This window comes from Pseudomonas sp. SIMBA_067 (assembly GCF_046534675.1).
Lineage (GTDB): Bacteria > Pseudomonadota > Gammaproteobacteria > Pseudomonadales > Pseudomonadaceae > Aquipseudomonas > Aquipseudomonas putida.
In genome coordinates, this window is record NZ_JAWRYH010000001.1 from 961412 (window position 1) to 976122 (window position 14711).

15 protein-coding genes are annotated in these 14711 nt (G+C 62.9%); 12 read left to right on the forward strand and 3 right to left on the reverse strand.

Features of this window, described 5'->3' with window-relative positions; all coding sequences use genetic code 11:
• Positions 1-136: 136 nt before the first annotated feature.
• Entirely contained in the window at positions 137-1762 is a 1626-nt protein-coding gene (locus SB765_RS04425) for a methyl-accepting chemotaxis protein (RefSeq protein WP_410930987.1), read from the forward strand.
• Positions 1763-1900: 138 nt separating this feature from the next.
• On the opposite strand, the gene SB765_RS04430 is transcribed toward SB765_RS04425, so the two are convergent.
• Positions 1901-3307 (reverse strand): purine-cytosine permease family protein, encoded by a 1407-nt coding sequence (locus SB765_RS04430; protein WP_341798457.1) that lies wholly within the window; start codon positions 3305-3307, stop codon positions 1901-1903.
• 317 nt (positions 3308-3624) lie between these two features.
• Here SB765_RS04430 and SB765_RS04435 point away from each other — a divergent pair, with 317 nt between their 5' ends.
• From SB765_RS04435 to SB765_RS04480, 10 genes are all read left to right on the forward strand, one after another.
• Positions 3625-4110: a flavin reductase family protein gene (locus SB765_RS04435; protein ID WP_341798456.1), complete on the forward strand. Its 486-nt coding sequence runs from the start codon at positions 3625-3627 to the stop codon at positions 4108-4110.
• Between the two features lie 75 nt (positions 4111-4185).
• Positions 4186-5226, forward strand: coding sequence for an LLM class flavin-dependent oxidoreductase (locus SB765_RS04440; protein WP_410910221.1), 1041 nt, complete (start codon positions 4186-4188; stop codon positions 5224-5226).
• Between the two features lie 265 nt (positions 5227-5491).
• A complete protein-coding gene (locus SB765_RS04445) occupies positions 5492-6088 on the forward strand; it encodes an amino acid synthesis family protein (RefSeq protein ID WP_003256068.1) in 597 nt (198 codons plus the stop codon).
• 68 nt (positions 6089-6156) lie between these two features.
• On the forward strand, positions 6157-6990 hold the full coding sequence (locus SB765_RS04450; protein ID WP_016499262.1) for an alpha/beta fold hydrolase: 834 nt from the start codon (positions 6157-6159) through the stop codon (positions 6988-6990).
• Entirely contained in the window at positions 6987-8468 is a 1482-nt protein-coding gene (locus SB765_RS04455; RefSeq protein WP_410930988.1) for an aldehyde dehydrogenase, read from the forward strand. The genes SB765_RS04450 and SB765_RS04455 overlap by 4 nt, the downstream gene beginning before the upstream one ends.
• A 12-nt stretch (positions 8469-8480) precedes the next feature.
• A complete protein-coding gene (locus tag SB765_RS04460) occupies positions 8481-8966 on the forward strand; it encodes a flavin reductase family protein (protein ID WP_016487520.1) in 486 nt (161 codons plus the stop codon).
• Positions 8967-9028: 62 nt separating this feature from the next.
• Positions 9029-9418 carry a carboxymuconolactone decarboxylase family protein gene (locus tag SB765_RS04465; RefSeq protein ID WP_023047056.1) on the forward strand — a complete coding sequence of 130 codons (390 nt, stop codon included), beginning with the start codon at positions 9029-9031 and terminating at the stop codon, positions 9416-9418.
• Between the two features lie 88 nt (positions 9419-9506).
• Complete coding sequence (locus tag SB765_RS04470; protein ID WP_016499259.1) at positions 9507-10259, forward strand: GntR family transcriptional regulator; 753 nt, start codon at positions 9507-9509, stop codon at positions 10257-10259.
• 2 nt (positions 10260-10261) lie between these two features.
• A complete protein-coding gene (locus SB765_RS04475) occupies positions 10262-10825 on the forward strand; it encodes an NUDIX hydrolase (protein ID WP_049275823.1) in 564 nt (187 codons plus the stop codon).
• An 81-nt stretch (positions 10826-10906) separates the two neighbouring features.
• The gene (locus tag SB765_RS04480; RefSeq protein ID WP_410930989.1) at positions 10907-12718 is read left to right on the forward strand and encodes an ATP-binding protein; all 1812 of its coding nucleotides are present in this window, start codon (positions 10907-10909) and stop codon (positions 12716-12718) included.
• A gap of 23 nt (positions 12719-12741) precedes the next feature.
• On the opposite strand, the gene SB765_RS04485 is transcribed toward SB765_RS04480, so the two are convergent.
• A complete protein-coding gene (locus SB765_RS04485) occupies positions 12742-13374 on the reverse strand; it encodes a LysE family translocator (RefSeq protein WP_341798452.1) in 633 nt (210 codons plus the stop codon).
• Positions 13375-13440: 66 nt separating this feature from the next.
• Positions 13441-14055 (reverse strand): LysE family translocator, encoded by a 615-nt coding sequence (locus SB765_RS04490; protein WP_016499255.1) that lies wholly within the window; start codon positions 14053-14055, stop codon positions 13441-13443.
• Positions 14056-14166: 111 nt separating this feature from the next.
• On the opposite strand from SB765_RS04490, the gene SB765_RS04495 reads away from it, so the two are divergent.
• On the forward strand, positions 14167-14619 hold the full coding sequence (locus SB765_RS04495; RefSeq protein WP_016499254.1) for an Lrp/AsnC family transcriptional regulator: 453 nt from the start codon (positions 14167-14169) through the stop codon (positions 14617-14619).
• Positions 14620-14711: the final 92 nt, after the last annotated feature.

The following is a 14711-nucleotide window of genomic DNA, read 5'->3' on the forward strand; positions in this document are numbered from 1 at the left end:
ATCATTTAAAGAAAAACCATGCAAGAGGGTGAGAAAAATCTACTAACCCGCAGTGCATCAAGAGCCTGGCGCCACCTCGGTGTCCTGGCTTTGCGGCCAGCTCCTGACGCCTGCAGCCACCGTCAAGGAGCATTCCATGCAGTTACGGAATTTGAAGATCGGCATTCGCGCTGCCGGCGTATTCGCCCTGTTGGGCATCCTGGTCCTGGTCATGGGCCTTACCGCACTTTACGAAACCCGCCAGATGGACGAGGCCACCGACGAAATCCGAGTCACCTGGATGCCCGCCGTGGTAGCGCTGGGTGAGATCAGCAGCAACCTCGGGCGCGCCCGCGCCGTCACCCTGCGCGCCGCACTGGACGACAACCCCGCCGAACGTTCTCGCAACCTGCAGATGCTCGATGGCATCAATGCCGAGCTCAAGGACGGCTTGAAAGACTACGCCGACACCATCATCGCCGCCGACGACAGCGCCCTGTTCAACACCTTCGATGAGGCGCACCGACAGTACCTGGACCTGCAGGTGCGCGTGCTGCAGGACATTGCCGCAGGCCGCATGGACGAGGCCAAGCAGCAGATAAGCGGCCCGCTCACGCAGCGCGCCGACACCATGATGAAGGCCCTGACCGCGCTGATCGCCTATAACAGCAAAGGTGCCGAAGAGGCCTCGCAGCGCAGCAGCGATGTGGCCGACGAAGCGTTCACTGCCATCATCGTCTCATTGCTGGTGATCATGGTTGCCCTGGCCGCCATTGCCACCGTGCTCACCCGCAGCATCGTGGTGCCGCTGGCCGATGCCGTGGCTGTCGCCGAACGCGTAGCCACCGGCGACCTCACACGCGAAATCAGCGTTACCGGCCGCGACGAGCCCGCCATGCTGTTGCGCGCCCTGGGCCGCATGCAGGGAAGCCTGCGTGACACCTTGCGCAAGATCGCTGCGTCGTCCGACCAGCTGGCTTCGGCCTCGGAAGAACTGCACACGGTCACCGAAGACACCAGCCGCGGGCTGCACCAGCAGAGTGCCGAAATCGACCAGGCCGCCACGGCCGTCAACCAGATGACCGCTGCGGTCGAGGAAGTGGCCAACAATGCGGTCAGCACCGCCGATGCCTCGAAAGGCGCCGACCAGACCACCCGCGATGGCCGTGACCGGGTCAACCAGGCACTGGCCTCCATCCAGCACCTGGTGGCCGACGTGACAGGTACCTCGACCGAAATCGAACAGCTGGCCAGCAATGCCAATGAGATCAGCCGCGTGCTGGATGTGATCGGCGCAATTGCCGGGCAGACCAACCTGCTGGCACTGAACGCCGCCATCGAGGCCGCGCGCGCCGGCGAGGCGGGCCGTGGCTTTGCCGTGGTCGCCGACGAAGTCCGCGCCCTCGCCCACCGCACCCAGCAATCGACCGCAGAGATCGAGCAGATGATCGCCGGTATCCAGAACGGTACCGAGCGGGCCGTGACGGCGATGCACAGCAGCCAGGGGCGAGCGACGGGCACGCTGGAAGTGGCCCAGGGCGCCGGTCAGGCATTGGAAGTGATTGCCGAGGCGATTGCTTCGATCAACCAGCGTAACCTGGTGATTGCCAGCGCTTCGGAGGAGCAGGCGCAGGTGGCGCGTGAAGTCGACCGCAATTTGGTGAACATTCGCGACTTGGCGATGCAGACGTCGGCGGGGGCCAACCAGACGAGCGCGGCGGCACAGGACCTGTCGCGGTTGGCGGTGGATTTGAACGGCATGATGGCGCAGTTCAAGGTTTGATCCAAAACAGCTGGGGCCGCCTTGCGGCCCATTCGCAGCACAAGGCTGCTCCTACAAAGAACCGCGTACGCCCTGTAGGAGCGGCCTCGTGTCGCGAAAGGGCAGCAAAGCGGCCACTGTTACCGCAACATCAATCTGTCAGTCGTTGACACTCACAACCCGCCCCGCCTGCTCGGCAGCCTTGCCGCGAGTCGCCAGGCAGTAATACAGCGGCACCGTCACCAGCAGCCCGAACAGCCAGGACAAGTCCGCCCCTTCGACAATGTTCGAATACGGCCCCACATACAGCGAAGTATTGGCAAACGGCAGCTGCACCAGGATGCCGCAGGCATAGGCAATGATGGCGTGATGGTTGAAACGGCCATAGATACCGCCGTCGGCACTGAAGATCGACGCAATGTCGTACTGGCCCTTCTTGATCAGGTAGAAGTCGATCAGGTTGATCGAAGCCCACGGTACCAGCACAAGCAGCAGCGCCAGGATCAGGCCGATGAACTGGCCGATGAAGTCCGCCGAGGCGTTCAGTGCAACCATCCCGCAGCCCACCAGAATCACCGTGGCCAGCATCACCCGCACCTTGATGCTCGGCGTCCATTCGGCGATGAAGGTCTGGATCGCGGTGACGATCGACAGCACCGCGCCATACAGGTTGAGGGCGTTGTGGCTGATGATGTTGAGTAGGAACAGCACCATCAGAATCGGGCCCAGCCAGCCGGTGGCCTGCTTGACCGCGTCCATGGCGTCGGTACCTTCCGGCACGCACAGCACCGCCACGGCACCAAAGCTGAAGCACAGGATCGTGCCCAGGGTCGCGCCGAAGTAAGTGGCCCAGAACGGCCTGGCAATGCCCACTTCACGCGGCAGGTAACGCGAATAGTCGGACGTGTACGGCGAGAAGCTGATCTGCCAGATGGTGCCCAGCGACACCGTGGCGATAAAGCCCGACAGGTTGAATGCACCACGGCTGAAGAAGTCGGCCGGCAGCTCCTGGGCGAACATCATGATGAAGCCCGCCAGCAGCGCGGACCCCATCACCCAGGTACCGATGCGGTTCAGGACATGGATGAAGCGGTAGCCGATCACGCCAATGGCAGTGGCGCTCAGGGCACCGATCACGATCGCACCCGGCATCGGCATGCTCGGGGCAATGCCGTGAATGGTCTTGCCCGCCAGCACGATATTGGAAATAAAGAAGCCGACATAGATCAGCGCGGTGAAGAACACGATCAGCAACGCGCCGTAGCGGCCGAACTGGCCACGGCTTTGCACCATCTGTGGAATGCCCAGCTGCGGTCCCTGCGCAGAGGCCAGGGCGATGACCACGCCCCCGACCAGATGGCCCAGCACAATGGCGATCAGCCCCCACAACAGGTTCAGGTGGAACACCTGGACCACCATGGCGCCGGTAACGATAGGCAATGGCGCAATGTTGGTACTGAACCAGAGGGTGAACAGGTCGCGCGCCTTCCCGTGGCGCTCGGCAGGCGGAACGTAATCGACCGTGTGATTCTCGACAAACTGGTGTTGCGATGACGGTTGGGACATAGGATTCAGCTCGAAAGGTCGTTTTTATCTTTGTAAGGAAACCGCATCTAGGCGGCCTCTCAGCTGCGGACCATATTATGGTATTCCAAACTTTTGACAACACTGATCCGCACGAAAAAGCGTCCACTGATCTGCTTTGGAAACCCCTGCGACAAACCGCCTAACCGCTCTAAGCCACGTTCCACGTGGCTTAGAGCCGTTCATCGCGCAATACCCTTGCTTGAAAATTCCGCTTGCAAAATAGGTATTACGGTATACCATCAGACACATCAACGATAAAAACCGCGGACCACCGCAGCCTTTTAGAGGTACTCCCGATGATCGACGCAACCGTCTACAAGCACGTCCTGGGCTCCTTCCCGTCCGGCGTTACCGTCATCACCACCCTGGACGACGACGGCTCGGTTGTCGGCCTGACCGCCAGCGCCTTCTCCTCCCTGTCGATGGACCCGCCGCTGGTGCTGTTCTGCCCCAACTACACCTCCGACTCCTACCCGGTGCTCATCAAGCAGAAGCGCTTTGCCATTCACCTGCTGTCCGGTGAACAGCAAGCCGAAGCCTATGCGTTTGCCAAGAAGGGCAAGGACAAGGCCAGCGGTATCGAGTGGTCCATGAGCCAACTGGGCAACCCGATCCTGGCCGGCGCCACCGCCGTTATCGAATGCGAACTGTGGCGTGAATATGAAGGTGGCGACCACGCCATCATGGTCGGCAAGGTGCATAACCTGATCGTGCCCGAAGAAGCGCCACGGCCGATGGTGTACTGCCGCGGCAAGATGGCCAGCCTGCCGGCCTTTGCCTGAAGCCTATTCTGAATCGTGACCACTGGTGCCCACCCTGCCAGGCGCCAGCCCCTTTCAAGCGTTGAGGAAAGCCCCATGAAATTTTCGTTGTTCGTACACATGGAACGTTGGGATGAACAGGTCAGCCACCGCCAGTTGTTCGAAGACCTGACCGAACTGACCCTGATGGCCGAAAACGGCGGTTTCAGCACGGTATGGATTGGCGAGCACCACGCCATGGAGTACACCATTTCGCCAAGCCCGATGCCGCTGCTGGCCTACCTGGCCGCGCGCACCGAGAAGATCCGCCTGGGCGCCGGCACCATCATCGCGCCGTTCTGGAACCCGATCCGCGTCGCCGGCGAATGCGCCCTGCTCGACGTAATCAGCAATGGCCGCATGGAAGTGGGCCTGGCCCGTGGCGCCTACCAGTTCGAGTTCGACCGCATGGCCAATGGCATGCCGGCCACCGACGGCGGCAAGGCGCTGCGCGAGATGGTGCCTGTGGTACGCAAGTTGTGGGAAGGCGACTACGCCCATGACGGCGAAGTCTACAAGTTCCCCACCTCCACCAGCGTGCCGAAACCGTTCAACGCGACGCCGCCGATGTGGATCGCCGCCCGCGACCCCGATTCGCACAACTTCGCCGTGGCCAACGGCTGCAACGTCATGGTCACCCCGCTGATGAAGGGTGACGAAGAAGTGCTGGACCTGAAAAACAAGTTCCAGGCCGCCCTGGACAACAACCCGGACGTGCCGCGCCCACAACTGATGGTGCTGCGCCATACCCACGTGCACAGCCCGGCGGAACCTGAAGGCTGGAAAATCGGCGCCCAGGCCATTTCGCGCTTCTACCGGACGTTCGATGCCTGGTTCGGCAACAAGACCGTACCGGTCAACGGCTTCCTGGAGCCGAGCCCGGAATCGAAGTTTGCCGAAGTGCCGGCATTCCAGCTGGAGAACATCCGCAAGAACACCATGATCGGCACCCCGGAAGAAATCATCGCGCGCATCAAGTACTACCAGGAGCTCGGCGTCGACGAGTTCAGCTTCTGGTGCGACAACAGCCTGCCCCACGCCGAAAAGAAAAAGTCGCTGGAGCTGTTCATCAAGGAAGTGGTGCCGGCGTTCGCCTGAATTCCCATTGCCTGAATCATTGCGGGACGCGCCCGCTCCCGTGGGCCCCTTCGGCCTGCGTGAGCGGGCTTTTTTTTGAAACCTGTGCAGTCCCTGTGGGAGCGGGCAAGCCCGCGAAGAGGCCAGTACAGACAGCAGAGAAATCAAGGCATCAGGCCACCTTTCGTCCCCCCACCGAGAGAAATTTCCAGACACCTCTTGCACAACAAATATTATGGTATACCATCAGACAACAAGAGCTGATAACCCTCACCAGGAGCCACCCATGAGTTTCGAAATCCGCAAGATCGTCACCTACTCCGAAGAGACCCGCATCGAAGGCGGCAAGGCCACCGACAAGCCGGTGACCATGGTCGGCCTGGCCGTGGTGATCAAGAACCCATGGGCCGGTCGCGGTTTCGTTGAAGATCTGAAGCCCGAAATCCGCGCCAACTGCTCGGAGCTGGGTGCACTGATGGTCGAGCGCCTCACCGCTGCCATCGGCGGTGCCGACAAGATCGAAGCCTACGGTAAAGCTGCCGTGGTCGGCGCCGACGGCGAGATCGAGCATGCCTCGGCCGTGATCCACACCCTGCGCTTCGGCAACCACTACCGCGAAGCGGTCCAGGCCAAGAGCTACCTGAGCTTCACCAACAAGCGCGGCGGCCCTGGCACTTCGATCCAGATCCCGATGATGCAGAAGGACGACGAAGGCCTGCGTTCGCACTACATCACCCTGGAAATGCAGATCGAAGACGCCCCGCGCGCCGATGAAATCGTCGTGGTGCTGGGCGCTGCCGACGGTGGCCGCCTGCACCCGCGCATCGGCAACCGCTACATCGACCTGGAAGAACTGGCTGCCGAAAAAGCCAACGCTCAATAACAACAACCAAGACGGGCCGGGGCGTGGCGTGCTTTCCCGCCGTGCCCGACCTTCAAGGAGCGCCCTCCATGATTCAGCCTGTCGCTGAACGTACACCTGCCGGCACCAGCTACCTGTCCGTAGGCCAGGGCCAACCCGTGGTACTGATCCACGGCGTGGGCCTGAACAAGGAAATGTGGGGCGGTCAGATCGTTGGCCTGGCCAACGACTACCGCGTCATCGCCTACGACATGCTCGGCCATGGTCAAAGCCGCGTGCCGGCTGCCGACACGCCGCTGGAAGGCTACGCCGACCAGCTCGCCGAACTGCTCGAGCACCTGCAAATTCAACAAGCGACCGTGATCGGCTTCTCCATGGGCGGGCTGGTTGCTCGTGCCTTTGCCCTTAACTACCCGCAGCGCCTGGCTGCACTGGTCGTGCTCAACAGCGTGTTCAACCGCACACCCGAGCAGAGTGCCGGCGTGATCGCCCGTGCCGCCCAGGCTGCCGAACTGGGGCCCGACGCCAACGTCGATGCCGCCCTCGACCGCTGGTTCAGCCGTGAATACAAGGCTGCCAACCCCGCGCAGGTTGCGGCGATTCGCCAGGTGCTGGCGAGCAACGACCCGCAGGGCTACCACACCACGTATTCGCTGTTTGCCACCCAGGACATGTACCGCGCCGGCGACCTGGGCAGCATCCAGGTGCCGACGCTGATCGCCACGGGCGAACTCGACTCGGGCTCCACACCGGCCATGACCCGCCAGCTCGCCGCCAGCATCCCGGGTGCGCACAGTGTGGTCCTCGCCGAGCAACGGCATATGATGCCGGTAGAAGCACCCCGTGAAGTCAACAAGATGCTGCTGGACTTCCTCGCGCAAGCCCGCACCCTCACCGAATCCGCCAAGGGGATTGTTGCATGACCCTCGTTCGTTTCCAGATGTGCATCGACGGCCAATGGCGCGATGCCCAGAGCGGCAAGACCTTCGACAGCCTCAACCCGGCCACCGCCCAGGCTTGGGCACAGCTTCCCGACGCTGACGAAACCGACGTCGAGCTGGCCGTGCAGGCCGCCCAGCGTGCCTTCGAAAGCAAGGAATGGCGCAGCATCACCGCCACCGCGCGTGGCAAGCTGCTGCGTCGCCTGGGTGACCTGATTACCGAGAACAAGGAACACCTGGCCCAGCTGGAAAGCCGTGACAACGGCAAGCTGATCCGCGAAACCCGCGGCCAGGTCGGCTATCTGCCAGAGTTCTTCCACTACACCGCAGGCCTGGCCGACAAGCTTGAAGGCGGCACCCTGCCGCTGGACAAGCCCGACCTGTTCGCCTACACCGTGCACGAGCCCATCGGCGTGGTGGCCGGGATCATCCCGTGGAACAGCCCGCTGTACCTCACCGCGATCAAGCTGGCCCCGGCCCTGGCTGCGGGCAATACCATCGTGCTCAAACCTTCCGAGCACGCCTCGGCGACCATCCTCGAGCTGGCCCGCCTGGCCCTCGAAGCCGGCTTCCCGGCTGGCGTGGTCAACGTGGTCACCGGCTACGGCCCAACCACCGGCGCAGCACTCACCCGCCACCCGCTGGTGCGCAAGATCGCCTTCACCGGCGGCGCCGCTACAGCCCGCCATGTGGTGCGCAGCAGTGCCGAGAACTTTGCCAAGCTCTCCCTGGAGCTAGGCGGCAAGTCGCCGAACATCATCTTCGCCGACGCCGACCTGGACAGCGCCATCAACGGTGCAGTGGCCGGCATCTATGCCGCCTCCGGGCAAAGCTGCGTGGCCGGTTCGCGCCTGCTGGTGCAGGACGAGATCTTCGATGTGTTCGTCGAGCGCCTGATTGCCCGCGCCAAGCGCATCCGCATCGGCAACCCGCAAGACGACGCCAGCGAAATGGGCCCCATGGCCACCGCACAGCAGCTGGCCGTGGTCGAAGGCCTGGTGGCTGCGGCCAAGGCTGAAGGCGCCAAATTGCACATGGGCGGCAAGCGTGCCGAGGTCGACGGTGACGGCTGGTTCTACGAGCCGACCCTGTTCGAGTGCGACAGCAACTCGATGACCATCATGCAGGAAGAAGTGTTCGGCCCGGTCGCTGCGGTCATCCGCTTCAAGACCGAAGAGGAAGCCCTGGCCATCGCCAATGACTCGCAGTTCGGCCTGGCAGCCGGCATCTGGACCCGCGACCTGGGCCGTGCCCATCGCCTGGCCCGCGACGTGCGCTCGGGGATCATCTGGGTCAACACCTACCGCGCCGTGTCGGCCATGGCGCCAATTGGTGGTTTCAAGAACAGCGGCTACGGCCGTGAGAGCGGCATCGATTCGGTGCTGGCCTATACCGAGCTGAAGACCGTGTGGATCAACCTGTCCACCGCGCCGATGCCCGACCCGTTCGTGATGCGCTAGGAGGAACACGAGATGATCGAACCCGGCATCTACAAAGACGTGATGGGCTCTTTCCCGTCCGGCGTCACGGTAGTCACCACCCTGGACGCCGACGGCGCCATTGTCGGCATCACCGCCAGCGCCTTCAGCGCGCTGTCGATCGACCCGGCGCTGGTACTGTTCTGCCCCAACTACGCCTCCGACACCTACCCGATCCTGCGTGACAGCAAGCAGTTCGCGATTCACCTGCTGTCCGCCGAGCAGACCGCCGAAGCCTATGCCTTTGCGGGCAAGGGCAAGGACAAGGCCAAGGGCGTCGAGTGGCACTTGAGCGAGCTGGGCAACCCGCTGCTGGCCAAGGCGACGGCGATCATCGAGTGCGAACTGTGGCGCGAGTATGACGGCGGTGACCACGCGATCATCGTCGGCGCAGTGAAGAACCTGGTGCTGCCGGCCGAGCCGGTGACGCCGATGGTTTATCACAAGGGCAAACTGGGCGCCCTGCCGCCCCTGGGCTGACCTTGAGACCGCCGGGGCTGCTTTGCTGCCCCCGTTCCCTTTTTTCTTCCGGAGTACGGCACATGAGTAACGAGAAGTACGACAAAGGCCTGGCCATCCGCACCCAGGTGCTGGGCGAGGATTACGTCAACCGCTCGATCCAGAACGCCGACGAGTTCACCAAGCCGTTGCAGGAGCTGGTCACCGAATACTGCTGGGGCCACGTCTGGGGCCGCGAAGGCTTGTCGCTCAAAGAGCGCAGCATGATAAACTTGGCCATGATTTCCGCGCTCAACAGGCCCCACGAGCTCAAGCTGCACATTCGCGGTGCATTGCGTAATGGCCTGAGCCGTGAACAGATTCGCGAAATTCTGCTCCAGGTCGGTATTTATTGCGGCGTACCCGCGGCGGTGGACAGTTTCCGCCTGGCCCGTGAAGCGTTTGCCGAAGCCGATGCGGAGTCAACCCGATAACAACGGGCTGTTCGAACCACTGCATGGAAAGCCTCGGTTCGGGGCGTTCCGCGATGTTGGCGCAACAGCCTCTTAAAGAGCGCACCTGATGAAACGCCAGCCACTCGACGACAGCTTCAAGGTCAACCGCAACCCCGTTACCCTGCGTGAAATCGTGCTAGACAAGCTGCGCGCGGCGATCATGAACTTCCACCTGCTCCCGGGCGACCGCCTGGTCGAGCGCGACCTCTGTGACCGCCTTGGCGTCAGCCGCACCTCGGTACGCGAAGCCCTGCGTCATCTGGAGTCTGAAGGCCTGGTGGAGTTTGCCGACGCCAAGGGCCCGCGCGTGGCCATCATCACCCTGGAAGACGCCCGCGACATCTACGAGCTGCGTTGCGTGCTCGAGGGCCTGATCGTGCAGCTGTTCACTCTCAACGCCAAGGCCAAGGACATTCGTGCCCTTGAACGTGCGTTGGAGGTCAACCGCGAAGCGCTGGAAGAAGGCGAGCTGCAACAGGTGCTGGATTCGGTACAAGGTTTCTACGATGTGCTGCTGGAAGGCTCCGGCAACCAGGTGGCGGCCCAGCAGCTGCGCCAGTTGCAGGCACGCATCAGCTACCTGCGGGCCACCTCGGTCTCGCAGGAAAACCGCCGTGGCGCCAGCAACCGCGAAATGGAAAAGATCGTCGAAGCCATCAAGGGCGGCGACCCGCTGGTGGCCCACCAGGCTTCGGTCGACCACGTCCGCGCTGCCGCCAAGGTGGCCCTGGACTACCTGCGCCAGAAGCAGGATGACAACCCCAAGGTGCGCGACATCGTCGAGCCCCTGGCCCTCAAGGAACCCCGCATAGGTCGCTGATCATGCCTACCGCCCCGCGCTATTGCCCGCACTGCACCACGGAACTGGCCCGGGGCGTTCCCACAGGCGACACCCACGAACGCCTGCACTGTACCGGCTGCGGCTACATCCACTACATCAACCCGAAGATCATCGCCGGCTGCATCATTGAGCGCGATGGCAAATACCTGTTGTGCCAGCGCGCCATCCCGCCACGCCCCGGCACCTGGACCTTGCCGGCCGGGTTCATGGAGGCTGGCGAAACCACCGAGCAGGCGGCGCTGCGCGAAGTCTGGGAAGAAAGCGGCGTGCGTGCCGACATCGTCTCGCCCTACTCCATCTTCAGCGTGCCGAAAATCAGCGAGGTGTACATCATCTTCCGCGCCAGCGTCACCGAAGAAACCGGGCAGTACGGGCCGGAGACCCTGGCATACAAGTTCTTCGAACCCGACGAGATTCCGTGGGACGAGATCTACTACCCGGCAATCCGGCAGATTCTCGAGCGCTACATCCTTGAGCGGCAGGCTGGGGTGTATGGCATTTACATGGGCAATGATGACACCGGCAAGGTGCACTTCATTCGCTAGCACAGACCACCACAAAATACTCGCCAACCGTCTATTCTCGGTGCACCCTAAAGACCTTGAAATAAAGGACCGACAGAGCACATGGCGAAATGGCTAGACGGCGGCGGGCTGATGGCCGAACGCATCCGCAACCACGACTGGGCCAGTACCCCCCTGGGCCCACTGGAACATTGGCCCGATGCGCTGAAGACCACCATGGCCCTGTGCCTGGCCTCGCGCTTCCCGCAGGCCGTACTCTGGGGCCCGGACCTGCTCACCCTGCACAACGATGCCTTCACCCAGATTCTCGGGCGCAAGCCCCTGGCCCTTGGCATCCCCTTCCGCGACGTGTGGCAGGAAGCCTGGGCCGACATTGGCAGCATGGCTGACCGTGCCCTGGCTGGCGAAGCGGTGTACATCGAAGACTTTCCGCTGATCATCGACCGCAACGGCGGCCCGGAGCGGGCCTATTTCACCTTCTGCTACAGCCCGATTCGCGGCCTTGATGGCGAGGTGCTGGGCATGCTCGACACGGTCACCGAAACCACCACCAGCGTGCTCGCCAACAGGCACCTCAACTTTCTCGACGCACTCGGCCGTGCCATAGCCGACGCCACCGCCGCGGACCAGATCCTGGACACCACCACGCGCATGATGGTCGAGCACCTGGGCCTTTCCAGTTGCGCGTATGCGGTGATGGACGCTGACGAGGACGGTTTTACCATCTGTGGCGACGCGGTGGCCCCCGGCTCGCCGAGGCTGGTGGGCCAGTACCAACTGCACGACTTCGGCCGTCTGGCACTCAGCCGCCTGCGCAGCGGCCTGCCGCTGGTGATCAACGACAACCTCAGTGAACTGGCCGCCGACGAAGCCGCCACCTTCCAGGCCATCGGCATTACCGCCACCATCTGCATGCCGCTGATCAAAGGCGGCCGCCTCATCGCGCTGATGGCGATCCATGACAACGCACCGCGCACATGGACACCCTACGAACAGGCGCTGATCAGCGAAGTGACCGAGCGTTGCTGGGCGCATATCCAGCGGGTTCAGGCCCATGCCGAAGTGCGTGAGGCCATGGCTGCACTGGAGGCGCTGAATGCCACCCTCGAACACCGCGTCGACGAGCGCACCACCCAGCTGGTGCACACCGAGGCAGTGTTGCGCCAGGCCCAGAAGCTGGAAGCCATCGGCCAGCTGACCGGTGGCGTGGCGCACGACTTCAACAACCTGCTGACGATCATTCGCTCGTCGTTGCACTTTCTGCAGCGCCCCAACCTTGATGAAAAACGCCGCGAGCGCTACATCAAGACCATATCTGACACAGTCCACCGTGGTGCCAAACTGACCGGCCAGCTACTGGCCTTCGCCCGCCGCCAGGCCCTCAGCCCCGAAGTGTTCGAGGCCGGGCCACGGCTGGAAGCCATGGCCGACATGCTCGACACCGCCACCGGGGCGCGCATCCAGGTCGAGCTGCAACTACCGCAGGCGCCGTGCCACATCCGCGCCGATCTCAGCCAGCTGGAAACCGCGGTGATCAACCTGATGCTCAACGGGCGCGACGCCATGGCCGGCGAAGGCACCTTGCAGCTGCGCCTGCAGGCTGACCAGCGCCTGCCTGCCCTGCGCGGCCAGCCTTCACCGCCAGCCCGGTTCGCGGCGATTTCGGTGAGCGACAGCGGTGTGGGTATTGCCGCCGAACTGCTGGAGCGCATCTTCGACCCGTTTTTCACCACAAAAGCCCCGGGTGAGGGTACCGGGCTCGGGTTGTCGCAGGTGTTCGGTTTTGCCAAGCAGTCCGGGGGCGATGTACAGGTAGCAAGCATCCCCGGCCAGGGCACCACCTTCACCCTTTACCTGCCACAGGAGGATCCGCCTGCGGCCTCGGCCGAAGACGCCTCGGCCAGCAGCCACTGATACCATTGCAGCGCAATGGACGATCAACGGCGCCCTTCTGCCAGCATGCGCAGCGCCAGCCCTGCCAGCACGGTGCCCATCAACCACCGCTGAACCTGTTGCCACAGCGGCCTGCCAGCCAGAAACACGGCGATGGACCCAGCCATGACCGCAATCATCGCGTTGACCGTGACGCTGATGGCGATCTGTGTCGAACCCAGCACCAGCGACTGCACCAGTACGCTGCCATGGCCCGGTTCGATGAACTGCGGCATCAGCGACAGGTACATGACGGCGATCTTAGGGTTGAGCAGGCTGGTGGCAAACCCCATTGTGAACAGCCGCCGCGGGCTATCGGCGGGCAGTTCACGGACCTGGAAGGGTGAACGGCCACCGGGCCGCAGCGCCTGCCAGGCCAGGTACAGCAAGTACAGCGCGCCACCGATACGCAGCGCGTCGTAGGCAAAGGGAACTGCCATTACCAGCGCCGTGATGCCCAGGGCCGCGCAAAACATGTAGATGACAAAGCCCAGAGCCACACCCCCCAGGGAAATCAACCCGGCCTTGCGGCCCTGGCAGATCGAACGGGAGATCAGGTAGATCATGTTCGGCCCCGGGGTCAGCACCATGCCGAGGCAGATCAGGGCGAAGGTAAGCAGTTGGGTGGTTTCAGGCATGGGGCACATCCTGGTTGTGCGTGGGTTTGCGGCGAGTGTATCTGAAGCCATTTGTCACGGGTGAAATCAGTTGATCTGCCCGGCTATCAAACCCAGGGCCACGGTAATCATCGCCACCCCCGATACCCGCCCGACCAGCTTCGCCGCCCCCGGCCGGGTGCTCAGCACGGCTTTGGCGCCATAGCCGACCAGTGAGTAGATCACCAGCGAGCTGCACAGGTGCACCAGGCCTAGCAGCAAGATCTGCAAAGGCACCGGCCAGCTCGACTGCGGGTCGGTGAACTGCGGCAGCAAGGCCAGGAACAGCAGGAACACTTTCGGGTTCAAGCCGCTGACGCAAAACCCTTTCAACGCCCAACGCGAACCCGACTCCCCCTCACCACCCTGCCCGGCCTCGGGCAATGCCGGGCTCAGCAACAGGTTGCCGCCCAGCCACAGCAGGTAGCTGCACCCTGCCAAGGTCAGCAGGGTGAGCGCCAGCGGGTGGCCTGCCAACAGGCTGCCTACACCCGCAGCCACCACCAGTGTCGCCAGGAAATGCCCCGACAACATCCCCGCCACTGCGGGCATCACCCAGCGCCCGCGCATGCCTGCCGAAATGGCGTAAGCCCAGTCTGCACCGGGGGTGATCACGAACAGCATCGACACGGCCCAAAATGCCGTCAGCACACTGATAGCCACTTGAATCTTCCTTATCTACTGCCTTGGGATGTCGAAAGATTACGGATTCCGCTCGGGGATTTTCTTTCATATATTCCCTGTAATCGTTCAATTACCGGAAGATCCTTCTCAATGGACAGAACTGACAGAAAAATACTTGCCGAGCTACAAAAAGACGGTCGGCTGTCGGTAACCGAGCTGGCCGAGCGTGTGGGGCTCAGCCTGTCGCCGTGCCATCGGCGCTTGAAGGCACTGGAGGAGTCCGGGGCGATACTCGGCTATCACGCCCGCCTGGCGCCGAGCGCCTTGGGGCTGAACTTTGCTGCGCTGGTGTTCGTGACCCTGCGCGAGGTCACCCGCCAGCCAGTGGCGGATTTTGAAGCGGCACTTTCGGAGATCCCGCAGATTGTCGAAGCGCAGCGGTTGTTTGGCGATCCGGATTACCTGCTGCATGTGGTGGCCAAGGACCTACCGGCGTTTCAGAAGCTGTACGACGAGAAACTGACCAGCATTCCCAACGTGAAGCGCCTGAGCTCGACCCTGGTAATGAAAGAAGTGATTCAGGACCGGTTGCTGCCGATGTAGCTCCATCGCCTGTAGTGGCCCTTTCGCGGGCTCGGCCGCTGCCACAGGTTCACCACAGGTACTGAACGCTGCGCCATACCTGTGGCATCGGG

What these genes read in the sequence shown, in the direction of transcription:
- SB765_RS04440 (WP_410910221.1), top strand. Translation starts at nt 4,186, where the DNA reads ATGAAATTTTCGTTGTTCGTACACATGGAACGTTGGGATGAACAGGTC.
- SB765_RS04475 (WP_049275823.1), top strand. Translation starts at nt 10,262, where the DNA reads ATGCCTACCGCCCCGCGCTATTGCCCGCACTGCACCACGGAACTGGCC.
- SB765_RS04485 (WP_341798452.1), bottom strand. Translation starts at nt 13,374, where the DNA reads ATGCCTGAAACCACCCAACTGCTTACCTTCGCCCTGATCTGCCTCGGC.
- SB765_RS04495 (WP_016499254.1), top strand. Translation starts at nt 14,167, where the DNA reads ATGGACAGAACTGACAGAAAAATACTTGCCGAGCTACAAAAAGACGGT.
- SB765_RS04425 (WP_410930987.1), top strand. Translation starts at nt 137, where the DNA reads ATGCAGTTACGGAATTTGAAGATCGGCATTCGCGCTGCCGGCGTATTC.
- SB765_RS04480 (WP_410930989.1), top strand. Translation starts at nt 10,907, where the DNA reads ATGGCGAAATGGCTAGACGGCGGCGGGCTGATGGCCGAACGCATCCGC.
- SB765_RS04430 (WP_341798457.1), bottom strand. Translation starts at nt 3,307, where the DNA reads ATGTCCCAACCGTCATCGCAACACCAGTTTGTCGAGAATCACACGGTC.
- SB765_RS04455 (WP_410930988.1), top strand. Translation starts at nt 6,987, where the DNA reads ATGACCCTCGTTCGTTTCCAGATGTGCATCGACGGCCAATGGCGCGAT.
- SB765_RS04435 (WP_341798456.1), top strand. Translation starts at nt 3,625, where the DNA reads ATGATCGACGCAACCGTCTACAAGCACGTCCTGGGCTCCTTCCCGTCC.
- SB765_RS04460 (WP_016487520.1), top strand. Translation starts at nt 8,481, where the DNA reads ATGATCGAACCCGGCATCTACAAAGACGTGATGGGCTCTTTCCCGTCC.
- SB765_RS04445 (WP_003256068.1), top strand. Translation starts at nt 5,492, where the DNA reads ATGAGTTTCGAAATCCGCAAGATCGTCACCTACTCCGAAGAGACCCGC.
- SB765_RS04450 (WP_016499262.1), top strand. Translation starts at nt 6,157, where the DNA reads ATGATTCAGCCTGTCGCTGAACGTACACCTGCCGGCACCAGCTACCTG.
- SB765_RS04470 (WP_016499259.1), top strand. Translation starts at nt 9,507, where the DNA reads ATGAAACGCCAGCCACTCGACGACAGCTTCAAGGTCAACCGCAACCCC.
- SB765_RS04465 (WP_023047056.1), top strand. Translation starts at nt 9,029, where the DNA reads ATGAGTAACGAGAAGTACGACAAAGGCCTGGCCATCCGCACCCAGGTG.